The organism is Mesobacillus campisalis, from assembly GCF_000986785.1.
GTDB lineage: Bacteria > Bacillota > Bacilli > Bacillales > Cytobacillaceae > Mesobacillus_B > Mesobacillus_B campisalis.
In genome coordinates this window covers 155,536-177,478 of the sequence record NZ_LAYY01000004.1, presented here as the reverse complement: position 1 = coordinate 177,478, position 21,943 = coordinate 155,536, and the positions used below count along the sequence as shown (strand labels likewise).

Sequence of the window (21,943 nt, the reverse complement as noted above, 5' to 3'; positions counted from 1 at the left end):
ACTCCCTCTATTAAACTTTCACAATGCTCGAGCTAAAATTCCCATCTACGCCCAGGGACACAACCGCTACATAAGAACCCTTATCAATTCGGCTGTCAATCATCATTTTATCGAGCGCAAGCAAGGTCCCCGCCGAACCCATATAGCCATGATCCGTTACTGTTTCGAGCACTTTCGCCTTCGGTATTTGCAGCTGGCCGGCAAATTGGCTGGAAAGCGAAGCCGTATGGGAATGGAGGACGAATAAATCAATCGCAGAGATCTCAGTCTTGGCTTTTAATAAGGCCTTTGCTAAAGTCTCAGCAGCAGCGCTGGCTGCCAATCCTTGCAGTTCATGATAGTTTTCTTTGTTATGAACTTTAAAAACAAACTCGCCGTTTTTGATATTTTCCTCGACTAACGGGTGCCTGTAGCCGCCAATCGCCAAATAATTGATATCATTGTATTTTCCTAGCGTCTTTGAAGCAAAAGAGAGAAATTGAAAGTCTTCATGACCTTTTTCAAAATGGGCCACTGCGGCACCGTCACCTAAAATCGCATCCCCTAACGCCCGATTTTCACTATGATATTCCCAATGACTCGATGCGCCCACAAATGAATGGGTAACCTCTGGATTCACCTTTAAATGGTCAATCGCAAATTTACAGCCTAATAAGGAAGAGTTTCCGCCTTGATACATATTATAGGTAACGGCCCGATTGACACCGACTCGATTTAAAAGGCTTCGGCTATTCATTAAATACAAATGGTCGGCAAATGAATCATTCATATAAACAAAATGCTCGACATGGCTTGTGTCAATCTGTGATTTTTGCAAGGAATCATTAAACGCCTGTTCAGCCATCATAAACGTCGTCAAGTGATGATCAGCGGTCCCCACCGCCTGGACTGTACCATCAGGAAGACTGTATTCCTTTTTCACAGCAGGAGTAAAAACCCCCACTGACTTTAATCCAACGGGTATGTTAGTCATTATACTCATAGAACCCCTTTCCCACTTTTCTGCCGATATGCCCTTCATAGACCTTTTGCCGGATGACAGGACTTGCATTGTAACGGTCATCCCCCATCATTTCTCTCATCGAATCCAGTCCTCTTAAAGCGACATCGATTCCAACTAAGTCGGCTAATTTTAACGGTCCAACCGGGAGGCTCATCCCGATTTGGGCGGCGCGGTCAATCGTCTCGGCATCGGCAACTCCCTGCATATAAATCAAAGCTGCCTCATTGACAACCGCCTGGACCAAACGGCTAATGACAAAACCAGGAAAATCCTTAACAACCAATGGTTCTTTCTTGATTAACAAGCTGTACTCTTTTGCCTTTTCAATTGTTGCTTCACTTGTTTCAACCCCTTTAATAACTTCTACAATCGTCATTTGGGTAACAGGAGAACAGAAATGCATCCCCACGACTCTGCTTTTATCCTCGACTGCCTGGGCAATGAAACCGACAGGAATGGTAGAAGTCGTCGTGGCCAAAATCGTTTCTGCATGACATTTTTCCTCCAGCTTTTTGAAAGTCTCATGTTTGAGATCTTTTTGTTCATGGACCGCCTCAATCGCCAATTCGACATCACCATCGAAATCTTCCATTGTTACCGGGACAATGTTGGCAAGGACTTGATTGAAGTCTTCTTCCGTGATGCGGTTTTTTCGCAGTTCTTTTTCTAAATACGGTTTCATTTTGTTTTCGCCTTTTCTCGTCACCGTCACAACCTCAAAGCCATCCCTTGCAAAACAATGGGCGATTCCTTGTCCCATTAACCCGATCCCGATCACCGCTACTCTGCGTTTTTTCATTGTTTTTTTCTCCTCTCATATAAAGTTCTTAGATAAAATCGCTGCGATCGCACCAACGAAGAGCAATTGATCCATAAGATAATCCGGCACCAAACGCCAATAAAAAGATTACTTTTCCCGGGGTCAGCCGTCCCTCATCGACTGCTTCTGTCAACGCGACCGGCATGGACGCACCTGACATATTTCCGTATTTGGTTAAGTTGACCAACGCCTTCTCATAAGGCACCCCAACCTGTTCTAGCCCGATTCGAATGATATTGGCATTCGCTTGATGGGTAAGGAACAAGTCCACTTCCTCTAAAGGAATGTCCGTCGCCTCCGCCATTTCTTCGGCCATTTGTGGAATAATCGAGGTGCCAAATTTAAAAACCCCTTTCCCATCCATATGGAAATATTGCAGCCCATCATCGATATTTTCCTTCGTTAACGGCAACGCATCGCCGCCTCCCGGAACATAGGCTCCATAATAGCCAGATGGCTCCGACCCTAATTTCGTGTGGAGGATGCCTGTGTCATTTTTCGTTGCACGAAGTATATAACAGCCAGCCCCGTCCCCAAGAATGACGCACGTTGTCCGATCCTTCCAGTTCATCACTCGTGAATTTAATTCCGGGATCACAACAGCAACGGTTTTATACGTTCCATCTGCGATAAATCGTGCCCCGACCGATAAAGCAAAAACTCCGCCCGGGCAGCCTCCTGACCTTACATCAAATCCTGGCGTCCCGCTCATTCCAAGTTTGTTCATCATTAAACAAGCCATTTGTGGGCTTTTATGATCCGGAGTATTGGATCCGGAAATGACTAAATCGATTTCATCTAAAGAAATATCGGCGCGCTCGACCGCATCCAACAAGGCCTTTACGCCCATGTCCGAAGTATGTTCATCGTCGGCAGCAATTCTTCTTTCTTTTATGCCAATTTTTTCAGTGATCCACTCATCAGATGTATCAACGATTTTCTCTAAATCGAAATTGGTGACAACCTTTTCAGGCAAGTACTTTCCCGTAGACAAGATCCCAACATTTAGCACTAATTTTTTATTCATCATATCCTCCCTTATTCGCAATCATTCATTCTATGGTTTAGAGACTGTGGCTCAAATGCTTGCTTCATAGCGTTGTGCCATGTCGTTCTAGCAAAATCAACAACACCTGTTTTGATTATTCAAAGTCAGCAGAATCCATTGAGAATTGGATTAACATCGAGCCCCATAAAAAACCCGCACCGATTGTTGACAAAACAAGAAAATCATCCTGCTTAATCTTTCCTGCTTTTAAAGCCTCATATAAGACGACAGGCAAGGTAGCCGCACTTGTATTTCCGTATTTCATGACATTGCAAAAGGTTTTGTCCATAGGCATTCCTAACTGATTCATGCACTCTTTAATAATATTTAAGTTTGCTTGGTGGAATAAAAATAAGTCGATATCCTCTTTTCTAAAACCATGATTTTCTAGTAAACTAAGAACAGAGGATGGTAGATGAGTTGTTGCATTTTTCCAAACGTTCCTGCCATTCATATGGAGGTATTGTTTTCCAGCTGACAAACTGTCTTGATCAACTGGCGACTTTGATCCTCCGCTTGGAATGTGAACATCCATCTCAAGCTTGGAGTTAATATCCCAGCCTAAAATCCCGGCATTGACTCCTTTTTTCATTCTTCTAAGAACAATCGCCCCTGCAGCGTCGCCAAAAAAGACATATGTAGAACGGTCAGCCGGATTGATAATGCGGGACATCGCTTCAGCACCAATAACGAGTACATTTTTATGGTTCGGGTTCAACAAGAAATGGGTACCTAACACCATTCCATAAAGAGTCCCTGCACATGCGACTTGATTTAAGTCAATGGGCATGGCATTGGAAGCCCCAATCGCTTCTTTGACAATTAAAGCCGTCGAAGGCAGGATATAGTCTGGTGTAAACGTCGTGATGATAATCGCGTCTAAATCTTTCGCTAGGATCCCTGCATTCGCCAACGCTTCGTTTGCAGCCATAATGCACATATGCGAAGTTGCTTTTTCTTTTTCCAAATGCCTTCTTTCTTCGATTCCGGTTTTTGCGACAATCCATTCATTGGTTGTATCAATTTTTTGTTCCAACTCTTGATTTGTGACTATGGTGCTAGGGACGTAAGAACCAACCCCTAAAATTCCGACATTGACATCCGTAAGCGTAGAAACCGATTTAACTGCCTCATTTCTTTCCTGCGTCATCGTTATACCCACAATAATCCTCCATTCACTTCTAATACATGCCCATTAATATAATTGCTTTCATCGCTGGCTAAAAACACGAGGCTTGAAGCCAATTCTTCTCCATAGCCTGGCCTTCCTGAAGCAAACCTTGGTTTATACTTTTCCCAAACCTTTTCCCTGCTCATTAATTCCTCTCCCATTCCCTCCTCAAAAACACCGGGTTGAATACAATTGACAGTGATGTTGCCTAAGCGCGGCAGCTCAATCGCCAACACTTTTGTAAGCATTTCGATTCCCGCTTTCGCCGAGCAATAATTTGCTTGGCCAATATTCACCCTTGTGGCGGCAGCTGAAGAAATATTAATGATTTTTCCATATCCTTGTTCTGTAAAATAAGGCAAAACCGCTTTACTGCAAATAAAGGGGCCGGTTAAATTGGTATGGATGACCTCATTCCAGTCTTCAAGCGACATATTCTTAAACAAATGGTCTCGATTAACTCCTGCATTATTCACCAGCACATCCATTTGTCCATATTGAGCGATCACCCGCTCAATTACTTTTTTCGTTGATTCCATGGATCCAACATCTTGTTGAAAATAAGAGATATGTTCATAATCATTTACCCAGACAGGCGGGACGGAGGAACGGCCAGTGATGATCACTTCGCCGCTCTCTGCCGCACACCCTAAAGCCATTGCTTTTCCCAGCCCTCTGCTGCCGCCGGTAATGAGAATAACTTTATTGTGTAACTTCATCGCGCTTCTCCTTTCCCTTATCTCGCCATTTCTTTAATCACATCTGCAAGCTTAAATTGATTGACTACCCGCTGGCTGACCAGTTGAGCAATAAAGACGACAAAGATTAATAGAATCAGTGTCCATACAATACTCAGTGGCTGAATAAAAATCGGAAATGTCAGCACATCGCTGTTGTATAGCAGGGAAACTGTAAGCATTCCCTCAATACCAAAGGCCACTCCTAAGACAAGGGCGATCATCGAGATAAATACATGTTCAACAGCAAACATATTTAGGATTCTCCGCTTTGAATAGCCAAAGGCACGCATCGTGGTTATTTCATTTTTTCTTTCCATTACATTGATGAAAATAACGGAGAATAAAATCGCTGTTGCCAATACGATGGAAAAGATAAACATAATGAGAATAAAGAGATTAAAAAGCCCCATAAAATTATTTAATTGGACCGTCATATTCTCGTGGTCTTGGACCGAAACAATATTTGGGTTCTCTGCTAATGCACTCATGATCTCTTGCTTATCTCCAGATACATTCACAAACGCTTTATTGAAGCTAGCCGTAGACGAATCGATAAACGTTTCATGAACTTTTGAAAGATCCTGAATCATGATTGATCCGACAGGAAGGTTGACAATTCCACTCACAGTATATTCAGCGTTTTCCTGGTAAAGCGGCGACTCCACCCTGATTTCATCACCAATGCCAACTTTTAACTGACTTTGAATACTTTTTGAAATTAGAACACCATTTTCAGGAACCTCGACTTTCCCGGAAGAAAGATTTAACCAAGGAATATTTTCATAAACTTTATAAAGTTCTTGGTTTTCACCGATCCCTCGAAGCATCGTTTGCATCGATTCCCCGTTTACGGTGGCGTTAACCGGGATATCTAAAACGCCTTCTTGCTTGTCTATTCCTTCCGTTGCCAAAAGCTGCTCCATGGCTATTTCATCAATTGGTTCATGGAAAACAACGGAAAGGTCGTAATTCTCCACTTCCTCAAATTGTTGGCTGATGATGTATTTTACGGAATCGAGCATTCCTGACGTGGTAAATACTAAACTGATGGCGACCGCAATTCCAAAAATGGTCAGTGCATATCGTCCAATGTTGCGGAACATATTGCGAATCACCGTCCGCAATGTCAACGGCAGCCGTCTAATCATTGGATCAAATCGTTTTATCAGCCATTTATAAACTTTTGATTCTTTTTTCGGTGAGGAAGCTCTCATAGCCTCAACTGGCATCAACTTAGCTGCTTTTCGTGCCGGGAAATAGCCCGCAAGTGCACCGATTAACACACTGAAGAGGATTCCGGTAAACCAAAGTGACAAGTATAGCTCGCTTTCCCCAAACGGCAAACCGATCCGTTCACGGTACATGTCAAAAACAATGTCCCCAAAATAATAGCCAATGATGGTACCTAAAATCCCCCCAATCACCGATAGGATTACTGAGAATTTTAAGTAATGCCACCTGATGCTCTTTTGGGAATACCCCAAAGATCGTAAAGTTCCGATAATCGGACGTTGCTGATCCACTAATCTGCTTAGCAAGATAAAAATGATAAAGCCTGACACTGTAAGAAACAGAACCGGAAATATATAGGCTAACTCTTTAAATCCATCAAGGTCCAATTTCAATAACTCATACGAGATTTGTTCTTCTTTCTCTACGACATCCATTACTTGGTATGGTGCCAATATTTCTTCAATTTCCTTCGTATTCCGTTCTGGATCTTCACTCGTAATCACGACATCATGGTAGGATGTGACACTTCCCAAACTTGCCAAGCTATCCTGATTCGTGAAAAAGACACCAAATTCTTTTGGAGAAGGCATGACTTCAGAGCGATTCTTTGCGACCCATAAATATTCCGGAGAACTGACAATGCCTGCTACTTTCCACCCTTGTTCGCTGTCCAATCCTCTAAACGTTAACGTGTCTCCAGGATTCAACAAATGTTCTTCGGCAAAATGCCTTTCCACCCAAACAGAGTTGTCTTCTAAAGACTGCCCATTCAAAATATGTACCTTATTCACTTTCTGCTCTTCCGCCGATAGACCAATCACTCTTGCTTCAATTGCGGCTTTTTCTTCCTGTTTCCCTAAGCTTAATGAAGCGGAGGCAATTTCTCTCGTTTCTGCATTTTTTACACCGGGAAGAGAACGAATTTCTTCAAGCGAATCCCTTGGGGTATCTCTTGTCATAAATTGCACATCAGCAAACCCTAGTTTTTCATACGTATAATCGTAACTATCCTCCAGGCTTAAAAACGCTTTATATGATGCGATATACATTCCTACCCCAATACAAGTAATGAGAACAATGAGGAACCCTTGCCAAAATAATTGTTTCCATTCCCGCATGAGTTTCTTATTTAACATGGCTACACCCCGATAAGCTTTCTAGGACTACTGTTTTTAACATCCTCCACAATTTTTCCGTCTTTCAAATAAATCGCACGGTCGGAAATGTCCGCTATTTTTTGGTCGTGCGTGACAATAATGACCGTCTTCTTTTCTTGTTTTGACAGTTTATATAAAAGCTGCAACACTTGATCACCCGTCTTGCTGTCAAGCGCCCCGGTTGGCTCATCACAAAGCAGCAAAGGTGGATTTTTCACGATCGCCCTGGCAATGGAAACGCGTTGTTGCTGCCCTCCGCTTAACTGCGCCGGGAAATGATCCTTTCGCTCCGTAAGACCCACACTTTCCAATAAAGAGTCGATATTCAATGAACTTTTAACTAAATCTGCACCAATTTTAATATTTTCATAGGCGGTCAACGTTGGAATTAAATTAAAAAATTGAAAGATGAACCCCACATTTTCTTTGCGGTAATTCGTTAATTCTTTATCACTTAGATTTCCTAACTCCAGATTAGAAATGTTGACATTTCCAGAATCAGGCTTATCCAGTCCGCCCAATATATTTAACAACGTTGTCTTTCCGGAGCCACTTGGACCTAAAATTGTAATAAATTCACCTCGGTCAATTGTTAAACTTGGGATATTTAATGCATCAACGGTCACATCCCCCATATGGTATTGCTTTTTAATATCCTGTAGGTAAATCATCCCACCCTCTCCTTTTTTTATATTATTTGGCATGTTCTTACAACAGGACCTATGTTATCACAAAAAAAGTCAAATTATCTGAAGTTTACAAAATCATTACAATAAAGCGATTACATTTTAAATTTTGAGAATTTAGTCCTAGGAAATAAGAACGATTGTTTTTCTAATAAAACAAAATCATGTGAAAAAACTCCCGAAGAAAAATAAGTTGACCTTCTGCCCCCTGAATAAAGGGCTAAAAAGAGGTTTAGATTTCATTTGGGATTGATCATGGGATGTGTTATAAATAATTAGAGAATAACAATTCAATAATAATCATTCTTAATGTTCAGTATGGAGTTCCGTTTTTTACAGGTTGAACATTTCTTGAGGGAGGGCCTGCATTGCCTAAAGCAAGAGTCAATCAAACGACCATTCATTATGAAGTGGAAGGCGAAGGAGAACCGCTTGTTTTTATCCATGGATTAGGAGCAAGCTTATCAATGTATCACCCGCAAGTTGAGTACTTTAAGCATAAAAACAAAGTGATTACGATGGACTTGCGGGGGAATGGAGAATCTGGGGAATTAACGGCAAAAGTTTCCGACGTGTTAGCCAAACAATGTGAGGATTTGAAAACGCTGCTAGATCAATTAGAAGTCAATTCCGCGACTTTTGTAGGGGTGTCTTATGGTGGAGTGATCTGCCAATTGTTCACCAAACTTTATCCAGATACCGTAAAGAAACTTGTGATTGTTGATAGTTTTTGCACGACTAAACCAACTAATTTAAAAATGCTCGGAATGATGATTGGTGCTTATATGGTTGTGGCTTACTATTTACCTACAAAATTTCTAATCAACTCGATTAGAAGTACCTATGCCAAATGGCCATTAGCCCTGGAAGAGATGGAAAAAGTGGTCACCAACATGAGAAAAAAAGAAGTAGTGAAGCAAAGATTAGCGATCAATAAGATTGACTACACGGACTTTATCACTGAATTACATATGCCCTCCCTCGTGTTGGTCGGAAATCAAACGAAGATTGGCATCGAAATGAGCAGACAAATTGCAGAGCGACTCCCAAATTGCAAGTTTGAAATCATAGAAAATTCATTTGACCCGAGCAACCTCTGTCAACCTGATACATTCAATCGCCTATTGAATAACTTTATGAAAGAAGATAGCAATAGGGCATCAGTTTGATAAATATCTGTGAGGTCGTTCCTCTGGAATCTCGCTTACGTTTGAAAAAAAGATTTTTCTTAATGACTTCACTGTTATGCCAATTTATTGATTTTTAACTACTTAATAATTACAATATTAGTATTATAAATTTATATGTTTCTCTTAAGGGGAGTAGCTTTAACTAAGTCGTCGTTTTAAGGATGAGAGTCCTCGGCATTGTTGGCAATGTTCATTGCTAGCGAGACCTTTACCAGTATAATTGGTAAAGGTCTCTTTTTATTTTTAATGACCTTTACTAACTATTGAAAAAATCTTTTTTCTTTTTAGGGTGGTCATCTGTTGATATATTACAAAAGTTTTATAGATTCCATATCGTTAACAGGGATGAACACATAGTTGTTTTTTACATTGATATTTACAACTTTATCTTTGCTAGAGATTCCAGAATCAACTTACCATAACCAAATAAAAGCGATGAAAAAGGAAAACCCAAAACAAGAATTAGAGGATCGTATCCAGGCTATATACGACGAAAACGATGGGAATTATGGGTACCGAAGAATCAAATTAGCATTAAGGAACAAAGGATACAAAGTAAATTATAAGGCTGTGCAACGTATTATGCGCAAGCTCGGCCTTAGAAATGGCAAATTTAGCAGAAAAACACGGAAGTACAGTTCCTATAAGGGGAATGTAGGGGAGGTCGCAATCGTCGTTTTCAAACTAGTGTATGCCATCAGAAATTAACCACTGATATTACATAATTTAAGTGTTTAAATGGTGAAAAGCTTTATCTTAGCCCTATTATGGACCTATATAACGGTGAAATTCTTTATTATGCGGCAGGTACCAGTCCCACTCTAGATCTTGCGATTAGACCCCTTAAAGAGGCAATTGAAACGGTAAAAGACTCAAGGTTTAGGACAACGATTCACTTTGATCAAGGATGGCAATATCGACATAAAAATCGGGTTAAGGCACTTAAGGAAAATAAGGTTTTTCAAAGTATGTCACGAAAAGGAAACTGTTTAGATTACTCCCCTATGGAGAATTTATTCGGCATTCTAAAACAAGAGATGTTTTATGGCGAGGCATTGTGTACGGTTAAAGAGTTAACTGAGAGAATTGAGAGATATATAGATTACTATAATAACAAACGTATTAAGCAAAAATTGGCGGGCATGAGCCCGGTTCAGTACCGGAACCATACCAGCCAATTAGCTGTATAATAAAAACTCTAACTTTTGGGGATCAGCTCATTACCTGTCCCCTTGTCCCTTTAACCATTTCGCAGTTAGTGTTTCTGCCTGCAGCATCTTTTCCGGGGTGCCCTCAAAGATAATATGGCCGCCTTGTTTGCCGCCGCCTGGGCCCATTTCGATGACCCAATCACTTGCCGCAATAAAGTCTGGATTGTGTTCGATAAGGATGACTGAATTTCCTTTATTGACAAGCTTTTGAAAGACTTCCAAGAGCTTGCCATTATCTTTTGTATGCAGCCCTAAGGATGGCTCGTCCAATAAGTAGATTTGTCCTTCCTTTTGTAAGTGGCTTGCAAGTTTGAGCCGCTGGATTTCTCCACCGCTCAGGGAACTTGTTGTCTGTCCAAGAGTCAGATACCCTAAGCCTACCTCTTTTAGTGTCTTCACTCTGTTTATGATCCTTGGCATGTGAAAATCGTTCATCGCCTCGTCGATCGTTAAATCTAAAATCTCCACTATATTTTTATCTTGATACCGATAGGCAAGCGCTTCGTCTGAATATCTTGTACCTTCACACGCTTCACATGTGATTGTAACCGGGTCAGCAAATGCAACGTCTGGCTTTAGGACTCCTTTTCCTTTGCAAATCGGACATGCGCCTAAAGAGTTAAAGCTGAACAAACCTGCCGGCTGCCTTGTTTCTTTTGAAAAGATGGAGCGGACATCGTCCATAATTCCCATATAGGTGGCGAGGGTTGAACGATTGGAGATTCCAATACTGCCTTGCCCTGCAATGATCGTCCCGGGATACCTTTCTGCGAATGCCCCGAACATTAGAGAGCTTTTCCCTGAACCAGATACGCCGCATATAGAGACTAAAACATTTTTAGGAATATCAACGTTTATATTTTTCAAATTATTGTTGTTAGCGCTTTTTATTGAAAAATAATTTTCTATATTCCTTGGATTTGTGTTGATTTTCAGCTTGTGGTGCAAGTTTGTTGCAGCTTTTGAGTTTGTTAGCCCTGCTAATTTCCCTTGATAGACAACTTCTCCGCCATTTACACCTGCTCCTGGTCCCATCTCGATGATTTCATCCGCTGCTTTTATGACGGATAAATCGTGTTCAATGACAATGACAGTGTTATGCTCGGCTTTTATCTTTTTCATCATCTGGATGACCATGTTCACTTCTTCTGGATGAAGTCCCGCACTTGGTTCGTCGAAAATGTAGGTAAGATTGTTGAGGCTGCTGCCTAAATGACGAGCAATTTTTACCCTTTGGGCTTCTCCGCCGGACAAGGTCCCCATTTTCCTTGATAGACTCAGATAACCTAGTCCCATTTCAATTAGTTGTACGACAGGTGGAATTGCTTGTCGTGCAATAGCCTCTCCGATCGGATCTTGTATTTTCGTTAGTTCCTCCACCAGTTCTGTTAGCTCTAATTGATCATATTCTGCAATATTTAAGCCATTGATACTGCATTCCAATACCTTTGGGTTCAGGCCTGAACCTTGGCAGGTTGGACATAGTGTTTGTGTTGATACTGTTAAGACATCTTCCTGGGTTACTTCTTTTAGCTTTGAGAGATCTCGATTGATATAAAGGCGCGTAAATCTGGGCAATAACCCATCCCACTCATGCTGTTGAGGTCCGTTTTTTGTGTGGAACGGCGCATAGACTTTTTCCCCTTCCCGGGGACCATATAAAAGCAGGTGCAGTTTCTCTTCCGGGTAGTCCTTAATCGGCAGGTCAGGATCGAATAAACCACCGGTCATCATCCATCTGCCTTGCCATCCTGATGGCGATAATGGCTTGAATTTCACTGCAAAATCCCGAAGTGACTTGTCGAAATCAATCATCTTAGTGAGGTCTGGCGCAATGACTTCCCCAAATCCCCCACATTCCGGACATCTGCCGAAGGAGCTTTGGCTCGAAAAGTCAGTGGCAGAACCTATTGATGGTTTTCCGATCCTTGAGAACAAAAGTCTGATTAATGGATGAAGATCCATATAGGTGCCTACTGTTGAGCGGGAATGGCTCCCTGCAGGCCTTTGTTCTACGACGACAACCGGGCTTAGGTTTTGCATAAGATCAGCGTGAGGCCTTTCGTACCTTGGCATTTGATATCTGACATATTGAGGATAGTTAGCAGTCATCTGCCTTCTGCTTTCCGTTGCTAATGTATTAAACACAACCGAACTCTTTCCTGAACCGGAAAGGCCGGTAAATACGATTATTTTTTCCTTTGGAATCGTTAAATCTATATTTTTTAAATTATTTTCTTTAAGGCCTCTTAAAATGATTCCATCTTTTTTTTCAGACATTTTATCACCATTTCTGTTTGATCTCCTGCTGAGACACAGGGACAGGGTCCATGACCCAACGGCTGAATCAAATCGAGTAGTTGACCTGTCCCCTTGTCCCTGTGGGTCATCTTTATACCAGTTTATCACCTGCTTGTATACTCATCCAATCCATTCGTTTTACTTTTAGATATTGGATCAGCGCCTTCTATTTAGGTTCTTTGAACCTTAGGTAACACAAAATGGTAATTAGGTTCACGTCATGTCTGCTAATGAGTGTTTAATGTTTCCAATTGTCCTTCCAAATATAATAACAGCACCCACTTCGTAAGTGGGTGCTGCTAACTACCTTTATAATCTAAATAGTCATGGGGTACCTCTGGATTGACAGTTGGATCCGTGAGTATTTCTTGATTTGATACTCTATGGCATCGAGGGTTGTGAACATCTCTGCCGCAATGAAGTCTTCTCCTATAGTGTCATTTCCCGCAGCATTTTTTATATTTCTTCCCGCTTCCGCATGGACAAGGATCGTTTCGTCCAACTTTCTTTTCGTTTCGAATCGGAGTATTTGCAACCATGTTCCCCTCCTGGCTCGCTTCCCGATAATGCATTTCCTGCTCCATGGCAGCTTTTCTCCACGACTCCAGTTCCGGATGTTCCAAGCCTAAAATGGAAAAATAGCTATATACTGTCTGTTCAATATCAACCAGGTCAGAAAATACTCCTTGTTCCATATGTTTGCTGATTTCAGGCAAAGCTTCTGCAGATAGCTGATGACAAAGCGCCTCAATAATTAGGTCTTGTTCATCATTGACTGTTGTATTTCGATAGGCTTCCCTTAAAGCCGCAATGGCCAGGTCAGATTTGATATTTTCAATGACGGAAGTGGCAAAAATGATGGAATTCTCGTTATTTAAGTATGGACTTACATGCTTTACAACCTCGTCAGACTGTAAGCTTATTAACGCGGCAGCTGTTTCTTCTAACAGGTTGTCCTCATCCCGGTCAAATAAGCTCGCCAGTACAGGGATATACTTGTCCAGTTTTAATAATCCAATCATATAAACGTGTAAAATCCCGTTATAAGAAAACCATTTGTCTTTTAATTGATCTTGCATCACGAGGTCGATTTCCTTTTCCGTGACCCAGCCGTTTTTCACGATGCAAGCTGCCAGTTTCTTTGCTCTCATGTATGGACCGTGATTATGATACTGTTCTTGTTCAAGAGCGTTTAGCGCTATTCCATATTCACTATAAACCTCTTCCTCTGTGCCATGTACCAACAAATCGTACAGAGTCCATACATCTTTTGATATGTAAGGTTCCAGCTGCTCCTTATATTGCAGGGCGAGTTCCGGTTCCAGCTCGTTTAACAAACTTATCGCCAAATGAACAATAGACCTGTCCATTACTGGGATATGCTCCAGAAGAATCTGTAATGATTCCTCGTTTAAGGGCTGATTATCAATATACATAAGAATGGTAGCTGCGGATTCTTTATGTGAAAAAGCTCTTTTCAACAGCTCATTCGTCCATTCAATCGGAAAAGATGGATAATCATGAATGGCATGGAGCACCGTTTGTTGTATCAAAAAATCATCACTGAATAAATGTGGTTTAATTTTTTCCAAAAAAGTCATGTTGTCAACCCTTCCCTATTTCTAGATCAGGGGGACGGTTCTACTGCTTCACTATTTTAAGGCAGCGGAACCGTCCCCCTGCTTGATTTCTCCGAGGAGACGCTCGAGTCCATTCACGGCCTGTTTTTGGCCAAAGATGGTGTATGGTCCTGCACCGCCTTTTATTCCACCGGCTTCGGTGATGAGCAGTTCGCCGGCTGCCACGTCGTAATATTCCGGACTTGTGTAAATCGCGGCATCAAGCCGGCCTGCTGCAATGTAGGATAGTGTCACGGCAGCCGTTCCAATAATGCGCACCCGATAGACATCATTCACAATTTTACCGAGCGTGTCAAGACGCTGGACATTCGTGTCTTTATTGCCGTCTTTGGCAAAGTCGCTGTGGGAAATGAAGGATTCCGCAAGGCTGGCATCACGCACTGAAACACGCTCGCCATCCTTATAGGCCCCGCCGCCTTTTGTGGCCCAGAAGACTTCGTTCAGCCCAGGCAATGAGATCACGGCGACCACAGGTTCATTCTTATGGGTCAATGCAATGGACACACCATATAAAGGCACTCCCATGCTGTAATTTATCGTCCCATCGATTGGGTCGATCACCCATTCAAAGTCACTTTTGGCGCCTATGGCTCCGGCTTCTTCACTGAAAATCCGATGGTCGGGATACTTCGTTGCTATCCGGTCAATGATCAGCGCCTCCACCTTCAGGTCCATCTCCGTAACGAAGTCCTTAGCCGCCTTCAGTGTCTCCCCGCCGGCCTTGCCGGCAAACGGCTTGATAAACTCCCCTGCTTCCTTCCCCAGGTCTATCGCAAATGATAGATAATCTTGATACATTTTCTCCTCTTCCTTCCGTGTGAATTCCTTTTTACCTCATTTTATCATAGCACTAACCTTTTATTATAAGCTGCCTTTCGTGTTGCAGCAATTGGTAGTTGCATTATGATGGAGCCCACCGAGATTCAATACATAACTAAATGTGACATTTATTAGGCAAACAATGTCATTTATGTATTTCCCTACATAGGGTACACAAAGTAATTCCTTTAAGATACTATCTGTTTCAACCGATGGAGGTATTGTATGACAAATTTTTATTCTTTTCATGGGACTGTCACTTCGATTAGTGACTTTATTACGGGGCAAGCTGGTGTGGGAGAAGGCTGTTATAAGTTAATTTCTGTACAAAACGGATTGGGAGCCATCGTCAATTTTGTGGTGTCACCCTCCACATATTTTGTAGACCATGCAATGGTATCAGTTGGAGATCGGGTGACCGGATATTATGACGGAGATGCACCTGCCCTGTTAATTTACCCTCCACAATACCGCGCACTCGTTATGGTTAAAGATAGCCCGTTTCAGAATGTAAAAGTAGATTATTTTAATAGTCAATTGGTAAGCAGTGATGGACGATTACGGTTGGATATATCCCCATTCACTAAAGTGTTATTAACCAATGGGCAAGCATTTTCAAGAAATCCAGCGAACCGGAATTTGATTGTGATCTATGGATCTGCCACAAAAAGTATACCCGCTCGAACCACCCCCTATAGAATAATCGTTTTGTGTTAAGGGTTATTAAAGGGTATTCTTGTTTGTAAATAATCATGGAAATGGGTTAGCCATTTGAAAAAGCAAAAACCGGCTGTGGATTTCACACAGCCGGTTTTGTTTTTTATTTTTAGTAGCTTCTTTCCCCGACCAGGGCTTTGCTGCTTGATTCTTCTGCGAACGTTCTTAAATCAGCACCGGATGGATTCTGGAATACTCTGAGTCCAAACTCCGGTGCAACGGCAAATAGATGGTCAAAGATATCGGATTGCACGGTTTCATACACGGCCCACTCGACAGAATTGGTAAAGGCATAGATTTCAATCGGCAGCCCGTGTTCACTTGGTTCCAGCTGTCTGACCATTAAGGTCATATTCTTGTGGATTCCTTCGTGATTTTTAAGGTAATTGCTGATATACGCTCTAAAAACCCCAATATTGGTAAGGGCCCTGCCATTCACAGGATTGTCCCTATTGATTTGATTTTTGGCATTATACTCGGCAATTTCCCTTTCCTTTTGGATAATGTAGTCGGAAAGGTAATGAACCTTGATGAATTTGTCGATCATCTCCTCGGTACAAAACTTGATTGAGCTTGTATCAATATACAAGGAGCGCTTGAGTCGACGGCCGCCCGAGCTTTGCATCCCCCTCCAGTTGATAAAAGAATCGGAAATAAGGGCATAGCTTGGAATCATCGTAATTGTTTTATCAAAATTTTGGACCTGTACGGTATTTAAAGAAATATCGATGACATCCCCGTCTGCTCCGTATTTTGGCATCTCGATCCAGTCACCAACCCGGACCATATCATTGCCCGTCAACTGGATTCCCGCCACTAGGCCCAGTAACGAATCCTTGAAGACCAGCATCAAAACGGCCGAGAGGGCACCGATACCGCTTAATAGGATAAGAGGACTTTCCCCAATAAGATTCGAAATCATTAAAATGATCCCGATCGTCATGAAAATGATGTTAATTACCTGGATATATCCTTTAATAGGCTTAACCTTTGAAATCTCAAAAGTTTTATAAATATCATTTATGGCATTTAGTAAACTTTGAATAAACACTAACCCCACAATAATGATATAGGTAACAGCCAATTTCTCAATGACACTTTGATAGTTTGGAAAGGTTGAAGCAAACGAATAAATAATGATCGCCGGAACAATATGGGACAGCTTTCGAAAAACTTGCCTGTCGAGGATCATTTTCCCCCACTTGACTTTGGAGTTCATCACGACACGAGTAATGACTCTTATGACGATTCTCTTTGAGATAAAGTTTGCTATGATACAGAGAAGTCCTATTAGCAAAACCTTGATGGTAGCCGAAAGATATTTTACTACAATAGGATCCAATTCCATATCCAGAAGCAGGTTGTTAATGAATTGCATTGATTCGCCTCCGTTTTAATTTGCATCATAAGCAACTTTAAGGGTAAAGCATGGAACTGTCAATCCTACTTTGTTAACATTCATCCCTTGTATTCCTGGTTCATCAGTAAATTTGTAAATATGTGGAACCCCTCCCACCAAAACCCCATAGGCCGACTTTATTCCTTCGGGCTTCCCAGGCAAATTGCCTGAAATAAAAGCTGTATAATACATCCGGCGGAAAGGCGGAAAGTTCTGCATAGCCATTTAAAATCAAGTGGGCATTGAACATTTTCGTCCGGATTTGGTATTCCAAATTTTGTTCCCACGGCAGCTCCAGCCACACATACCGGAGCAGCCTTCCGTACCGGTCATATTCCGATACGTCTCTTTGCAGCCAGATGGCTCTTCCTCCCAGTTTTTCCTCTGTAAAGTCTTTCGCTTCCTGTCCGAATGTTTCCATTTTATAGGTTGATTCAGGGGTGTTGATACCAATTAGCCGCACCCTTTTTCGGCTGGTCAGTTCAATCGTGTCACCGTCAATTGCCCGCCGGACGGTTGCGGTTTGAAAAGAAGGCAGCTCAATCGGCTTTCTCAAAGGATGATCATTTAGGCTATTCTTCGTCCAGGGATGTTCTCCTGACCGAGGATTTCCTGGTAAATCGGTTGTAGCAGTCGTGTTAAAACCACTGTGTGCTGGCATGATTCAATTCTCCCCCTTAATTGAACTTCTTGTCTTCATCTTTTATATATAGAAATTTTAATCTGGAGGACGGGAGGATTATTAATGATCGTGACAGGGGTAGGATGCTTCGCCTTTGTGGCTGAAGGGTGGGTGAAAAAGTGGTCCGATGTTATAGTTTTCATTATCTTTTGTTTCGGGTATAATAAAGTCAATTAAGCACATATATTAAAAAAGACCGGTGGTGCTGGAACACCACGCGGCCAGTGCAATAGAATGTTCCCTACAAGGGGGACAGCTTATTCTTGGGAATAATCCACCTAAGCGGCCAAGCTCAAGGGTGGATTATTTTCTGTGGTTAAAAGACAGAATGGCAATGATTAAGCTTGCAAAGGTACACGCAAACATTAATGCTTCGAACACCGTCACAGCACCACCCCCCTTCATGCGGGGATGAGCTGACCACCCTTGAGATTCCTATTCTATTACTTTTTTATTATACCACATAACGAACGTATGATCGATTCCCTCTAACGATGAATGAAATCCCTTTGTATTTGTATGCCAATGAGGCAGAAGAACCGTCCCCATGCTCTAAATCAAAAGGACCGAAACTATTCCTGCCAGGGTTCCAAGGATGACCCCGACGAGGACATCGGATGGATAGTGCAATCCCAGGAAAATTCTCGATACCCCGACTAAAAAGGCAACCGGCAGTAGCAGTGCGCCAAGCAGCGGCAGCTGGATCACAACCGGTGTGACAATCGAAAAAATAGCGGTTGTATGCCCGGAAGGAAAGGAATGGTCACTCAGGGGGTTATCACTCACTTTCGTTTCAGATAACACAAGGTATGGCCGCTTCCGCGGATAACATTTCTTCATCAGCGCTACGGGCAGATGACTGGCAGCAAGTGCGGCCGCCATTTGCAGCCCAAGCTGATGCGCGTATAAAAGCGAGGACAGAAGTACGCAAAGAGTGACTCCAATGGTAAATCTCGCTCCTCCTGCATGCGTGTAAAAGTGAAAAAAGGAATTCCACCTTTTACGGTCATAATGATGGTTGATCAAGTAAAACAAATGACATTCAAGCTGATACAGGTCTACTCCCCTTTTCAATCTCTTCACCTCGTCATGTTTTTATGCTCATTATATAGTTCAAATACTTAGTGCATATTAAGCCGATGTAAAGAATGCAGGGGAGTTTCGAAAAGGGTTTACTGACAATAAAAAAGCTCATTCAGGCCGAATGAGCTTTTTTGTGTTTAGTAGCTTTCTTCCATGGATTTTATTTTTTCATATAGCTCCTGATTGACGGGTGTGGTGATGCCGTGTTTCTTCCCTAATTTTAAGACGGTGCCAGCGAATAGTTCTACTTCACTATGGCGCTTTGCATCCACATCCTGTGCCATCGATGGCTTCCCTTCCGGACTCAGGGTATCGAGGACGTCCAGCCAGTAATTGATGTCAGCTTCCGTTAAATGAATTCCCTCTTTTTCCGATAAAAGCATAACTTCTTTCATCGCAGCAATCATCATTTCCCTTGCCGGACCTTCTCGATGGATATCACCGTAATGACCTTGGTAAACCGCGACCGTTTGATTGACCCCAACGTTCAGCATAAATTTGCTCCATAATTTCCTGTACATGTCTGGGACAATTTCGTGGGGCACGTTCACTTCATTAAAAAATGCGGCAACTCTTTTCACCTGACCCGATGCGGCACCGGGCTCCCTGTCGCCAAAGCAGAGCATACCCATATTCTCGTATGTTAGCTGATTTCCGGCTTTCACTGCGTCCATTCCCTGAGCGACACAATAGAGGACCTTGTCCATTCCGTATACCTCGCCAATGACAGCCTCGCTTGTGATCCCATTTAATGCTGACAGCATCACTGTAGATTCGCCAACATGATTTTTTACAGACTGGACGGCCTCTTTTAAGCCATCGTATTTAACGGTGAAAAGAATTAAATCCGCTGGATCACACGGTGTTTCAGGGGTTATGTACGTAAAATCGCACCGCTCTCCATTACAGTAAATGCCCTCTGTTTCATACCGCTTGATTCTTTCCTCGTCCGCAATGATACGCAGATTCTCCTTTGGCATATGCTTGGATAGATGGTGCGCGTATAAAATGCCCAATGCACCCAAACCGATGATTGAAACTGTCTTGATCTCCATGTTCCTTCTTCTCCCTTTGACACTTTTCTTCCATTCTATCATAAAGGGAAGATTTCCTTCAGGGAGTAAGTTGCTTGTCTATTGAGCCAAGAGGAACTGTGCTCCACCAATTGCCGTTGGCGCAGTTTTCTTGCACTTGCCTTTTGTTTTTTGCGCCAATAAAGGCTGTTGGCGTAATTTCTTCAACTTGCCGCTCGTGTTTTGCGCCAATAAGGGCTGTTGGCGTAATTTTCTTCCACTTGCCGCTCGTTATTGCGTCAATTAGGGCTGTTGGCGCAATTTCCCTCCACTTCACTCTAGCTTTTTGCGCCAATCCTTCCAGTCCAGTTTTTCTGCTAAAATCTCGTCAACTGAATATACTAATCCCTGAAATAAAAAAAGTGTCTGCAAGTTCATTTTATTAAATGAATTGCAGACACACTTTCCATGGATGCCATAAGCTCCACCTTCCTTCTCTATAACGCTTACGAGGTTAGCTGTCGGATTCGGGCCATGAGTAGCCCTACCTTTACAAAAGGATTCACCCCTTGGATTTTTCAACCCAGATGGTTCCCCCGCACTCTATGGTTTCGGCGATTTAGAAATTTGGAAACTTTTTTATGGTTGGTAGTAAGTAAGTGAAAAAAGGATTATCTCTTTTAAGAAACTTTTGCGTTTACATACGCTTCTTCGATTTCTTTTGAATCAAAGTCGTTATAGTAAATGACCTCGCTAAGAACTTTGTTCCCTTTTAGTTTCTTGAAAGATTCTTTTGCCTCTTCTTGATTATCGAATTCAAACATATGAATATCGTTTTTTTCATACACACTAATTACCCACATAAATGTTCCCTCGCTTTGTTCGTTTTTTCACATAATTATCCAATGAGTAAGCCGATCGTTTCCAAATTGACGTATAAGCCGGTTGCCCTCTCCCCTTCCTATCAGTCAATGAACATGAGGAGCAAGCCTGCAGGAAGTAAGTTCGTCCCTATTGATGTTCCTCACATATAACATTGTAACCCATTTTTGTCTTTTGTTCATTAGAACTTTGTGACAAATATATCACAATGACAGCCCAAGAGTCCCTTCCTTATTTTCCCTCTTCTTTTTAAGACCATAGCTGGATTGGCAACAGATGTGCCATGGAACTCTTATAGGGCCGAATGTCAGGTTTTTTCTCTCTGCTTAGTTTTAAATCAACTGATATTTTTGAGCCATGTAAGCATGCGGACAATCTGAAAAGGTTCAAACCAAGTGATGATTGCCAGCACAACAAAGAAAGAAATGATCGATATGAACTTTAAATTTCCTTTCTCCTGTTTGGCAATAGCCGCAAAACTTAAGACCACTCCAACTAAAATAGAAATAAGACCCAAAAGGACAATAGGCTCGTAAAATATCCCGGTCATCCAATTGACCCCGAATAAGATTATTCCTATAAGCATCAGGCTTATGGATCCAATACTGTATTTTTTCATCCTTTCATCCCCCCAATGATAATATTACCATTTTAATGGGCGCGTGGATGTCATTTTTTTCCTTACATGTTCTGAAATGATGCAGGAGAACCAACCGGTCGCTCTACCGAGTCAAAGGTTTATTGTTTTCATTGATTTTGGTTTAGGGTATAATATAGTCATTAAAGCACATATATTAAAAAAGACCGTTGGTGCTGGTAACACCATACGGTCAGTGCAATAGAAATTCCCTTCTAGGGGGACAGCACAATGTTGGGAATAATCCACCTGGCCGTCAAGCTCAAGGGTGGATTATTTTCTGTGGTTAAACAACAGGATCGCAATGATTAAGCTTGCAAAAGTACATGCAAACATTAATGCTTCGAATACCGTCACAGCACCACCCCCTTTCGCTTGGGGATGAGCTGACCACCCTTGAGTTTCCTATTCTATTGCTTCTTTATTATATCATAGAGCACAAACGTACGTTCTTTTTCATCAAGCGGTTTTCCTGCATTATTCTTAGCTATGATGCAGGAGAACCGTCCCC

General features: G+C 42.0%; 21 protein-coding genes, 1 pseudogene and 1 riboswitch. Of the genes and pseudogenes, 5 read left to right on the top strand and 17 right to left on the bottom strand.

Going from position 1 to position 21,943, the window contains the following annotated elements; genetic code table 11:
* Positions 1 to 10: 10 nt before the first annotated feature.
* The 7 genes from WQ57_RS05285 to WQ57_RS05255 form a co-directional block, all read right to left on the bottom strand.
* Complete coding sequence (locus WQ57_RS05285) at positions 11 to 982, bottom strand: 3-oxoacyl-[acyl-carrier-protein] synthase III C-terminal domain-containing protein (RefSeq protein ID WP_162200600.1); 972 nt, start codon at positions 980 to 982, stop codon at positions 11 to 13.
* Positions 966 to 1,802, bottom strand: coding sequence for a 3-hydroxyacyl-CoA dehydrogenase family protein (locus WQ57_RS05280; protein WP_046522672.1), 837 nt, complete (start codon positions 1,800 to 1,802; stop codon positions 966 to 968). The genes WQ57_RS05285 and WQ57_RS05280 overlap by 17 nt, the downstream gene beginning before the upstream one ends.
* A 28-nt stretch (positions 1,803 to 1,830) precedes the next feature.
* Positions 1,831 to 2,850: a 3-oxoacyl-ACP synthase III family protein gene (locus tag WQ57_RS05275; protein ID WP_046522671.1), complete on the bottom strand. Its 1,020-nt coding sequence runs from the start codon at positions 2,848 to 2,850 to the stop codon at positions 1,831 to 1,833.
* Between the two features lie 115 nt (positions 2,851 to 2,965).
* On the bottom strand, positions 2,966 to 4,033 hold the full coding sequence (locus tag WQ57_RS05270) for a 3-oxoacyl-ACP synthase III family protein (protein WP_241481485.1): 1,068 nt from the start codon (positions 4,031 to 4,033) through the stop codon (positions 2,966 to 2,968).
* Complete coding sequence (locus tag WQ57_RS05265; RefSeq protein ID WP_046522670.1) at positions 4,024 to 4,761, bottom strand: SDR family NAD(P)-dependent oxidoreductase; 738 nt, start codon at positions 4,759 to 4,761, stop codon at positions 4,024 to 4,026. The genes WQ57_RS05270 and WQ57_RS05265 overlap by 10 nt, the downstream gene beginning before the upstream one ends.
* 17 nt (positions 4,762 to 4,778) lie before the next feature.
* Positions 4,779 to 7,151, bottom strand: a complete 2,373-nt coding sequence (locus WQ57_RS05260) for an ABC transporter permease (RefSeq protein WP_046522669.1) — start codon at positions 7,149 to 7,151, stop codon at positions 4,779 to 4,781.
* A 2-nt stretch (positions 7,152 to 7,153) separates the two neighbouring features.
* Positions 7,154 to 7,843, bottom strand: a complete 690-nt coding sequence (locus WQ57_RS05255; RefSeq protein WP_046522668.1) for an ABC transporter ATP-binding protein — start codon at positions 7,841 to 7,843, stop codon at positions 7,154 to 7,156.
* Positions 7,844 to 8,226: 383 nt separating this feature from the next.
* Here WQ57_RS05255 and WQ57_RS05250 point away from each other — a divergent pair, with 383 nt between their 5' ends.
* From WQ57_RS05250 to WQ57_RS27475, 4 genes and pseudogenes are all read left to right on the top strand, one after another.
* On the top strand, positions 8,227 to 9,027 hold the full coding sequence (locus WQ57_RS05250; RefSeq protein ID WP_046522667.1) for an alpha/beta fold hydrolase: 801 nt from the start codon (positions 8,227 to 8,229) through the stop codon (positions 9,025 to 9,027).
* Between the two features lie 456 nt (positions 9,028 to 9,483).
* The gene (locus WQ57_RS27485; RefSeq protein ID WP_420912380.1) at positions 9,484 to 9,756 is read left to right on the top strand and encodes an IS3 family transposase; all 273 of its coding nucleotides are present in this window, start codon (positions 9,484 to 9,486) and stop codon (positions 9,754 to 9,756) included.
* Between the two features lie 35 nt (positions 9,757 to 9,791).
* Positions 9,792 to 10,025, top strand: a pseudogene (locus WQ57_RS27480) (DDE-type integrase/transposase/recombinase); the annotation flags it as partial.
* On the top strand, positions 10,017 to 10,238 hold the full coding sequence (locus WQ57_RS27475) for an IS3 family transposase (protein ID WP_420912379.1): 222 nt from the start codon (positions 10,017 to 10,019) through the stop codon (positions 10,236 to 10,238). The pseudogene WQ57_RS27480 and the gene WQ57_RS27475, both read left to right, overlap by 9 nt.
* A gap of 30 nt (positions 10,239 to 10,268) precedes the next feature.
* Here WQ57_RS27475 and WQ57_RS05235 read toward each other — a convergent pair whose 3' ends face one another.
* The 3 genes from WQ57_RS05235 to WQ57_RS05225 form a co-directional block, all read right to left on the bottom strand.
* Positions 10,269 to 12,539 carry an ATP-binding cassette domain-containing protein gene (locus WQ57_RS05235; RefSeq protein ID WP_046522665.1) on the bottom strand — a complete coding sequence of 757 codons (2,271 nt, stop codon included), beginning with the start codon at positions 12,537 to 12,539 and terminating at the stop codon, positions 10,269 to 10,271.
* Between the two features lie 458 nt (positions 12,540 to 12,997).
* The gene (locus tag WQ57_RS27295; protein WP_046522664.1) at positions 12,998 to 14,161 is read right to left on the bottom strand and encodes an SEC-C metal-binding domain-containing protein; all 1,164 of its coding nucleotides are present in this window, start codon (positions 14,159 to 14,161) and stop codon (positions 12,998 to 13,000) included.
* A 51-nt stretch (positions 14,162 to 14,212) separates the two neighbouring features.
* A complete protein-coding gene (locus tag WQ57_RS05225; RefSeq protein WP_052948648.1) occupies positions 14,213 to 14,998 on the bottom strand; it encodes an inositol monophosphatase family protein in 786 nt (261 codons plus the stop codon).
* Positions 14,999 to 15,244: 246 nt separating this feature from the next.
* Between WQ57_RS05225 and WQ57_RS05220 the strand changes: the two genes are divergently transcribed.
* Positions 15,245 to 15,736, top strand: a complete 492-nt coding sequence (locus WQ57_RS05220) for a hypothetical protein (protein WP_046522663.1) — start codon at positions 15,245 to 15,247, stop codon at positions 15,734 to 15,736.
* A 109-nt stretch (positions 15,737 to 15,845) separates the two neighbouring features.
* On the opposite strand, the gene WQ57_RS05215 is transcribed toward WQ57_RS05220, so the two are convergent.
* The 7 genes from WQ57_RS05215 to WQ57_RS05180 all read right to left on the bottom strand — a co-directional run bounded on the left by WQ57_RS05215 (position 15,846) and on the right by WQ57_RS05180 (position 21,414).
* Positions 15,846 to 17,114 (bottom strand): mechanosensitive ion channel family protein, encoded by a 1,269-nt coding sequence (locus tag WQ57_RS05215; protein ID WP_046522662.1) that lies wholly within the window; start codon positions 17,112 to 17,114, stop codon positions 15,846 to 15,848.
* Between the two features lie 103 nt (positions 17,115 to 17,217).
* A complete protein-coding gene (locus WQ57_RS05210) occupies positions 17,218 to 17,796 on the bottom strand; it encodes a thermonuclease family protein (protein ID WP_052948647.1) in 579 nt (192 codons plus the stop codon).
* 573 nt (positions 17,797 to 18,369) lie between these two features.
* On the bottom strand, positions 18,370 to 18,891 hold the full coding sequence (locus WQ57_RS05205) for a phosphatase PAP2 family protein (protein ID WP_046522661.1): 522 nt from the start codon (positions 18,889 to 18,891) through the stop codon (positions 18,370 to 18,372).
* 146 nt (positions 18,892 to 19,037) lie between these two features.
* Entirely contained in the window at positions 19,038 to 19,955 is a 918-nt protein-coding gene (locus WQ57_RS05200; RefSeq protein WP_046522660.1) for a ketopantoate reductase family protein, read from the bottom strand.
* Positions 19,956 to 20,013: 58 nt separating this feature from the next.
* Positions 20,014 to 20,268, bottom strand: coding sequence for a hypothetical protein (locus WQ57_RS05195; RefSeq protein ID WP_156183053.1), 255 nt, complete (start codon positions 20,266 to 20,268; stop codon positions 20,014 to 20,016).
* Positions 20,269 to 20,401: 133 nt separating this feature from the next.
* Positions 20,402 to 20,540: riboswitch (cyclic di-AMP (ydaO/yuaA leader) on the bottom strand.
* Between the two features lie 53 nt (positions 20,541 to 20,593).
* The gene (locus WQ57_RS05185) at positions 20,594 to 20,776 is read right to left on the bottom strand and encodes a hypothetical protein (protein ID WP_046522657.1); all 183 of its coding nucleotides are present in this window, start codon (positions 20,774 to 20,776) and stop codon (positions 20,594 to 20,596) included.
* A 356-nt stretch (positions 20,777 to 21,132) separates the two neighbouring features.
* On the bottom strand, positions 21,133 to 21,414 hold the full coding sequence (locus WQ57_RS05180; protein ID WP_046522656.1) for a hypothetical protein: 282 nt from the start codon (positions 21,412 to 21,414) through the stop codon (positions 21,133 to 21,135).
* Positions 21,415 to 21,943: the final 529 nt, after the last annotated feature.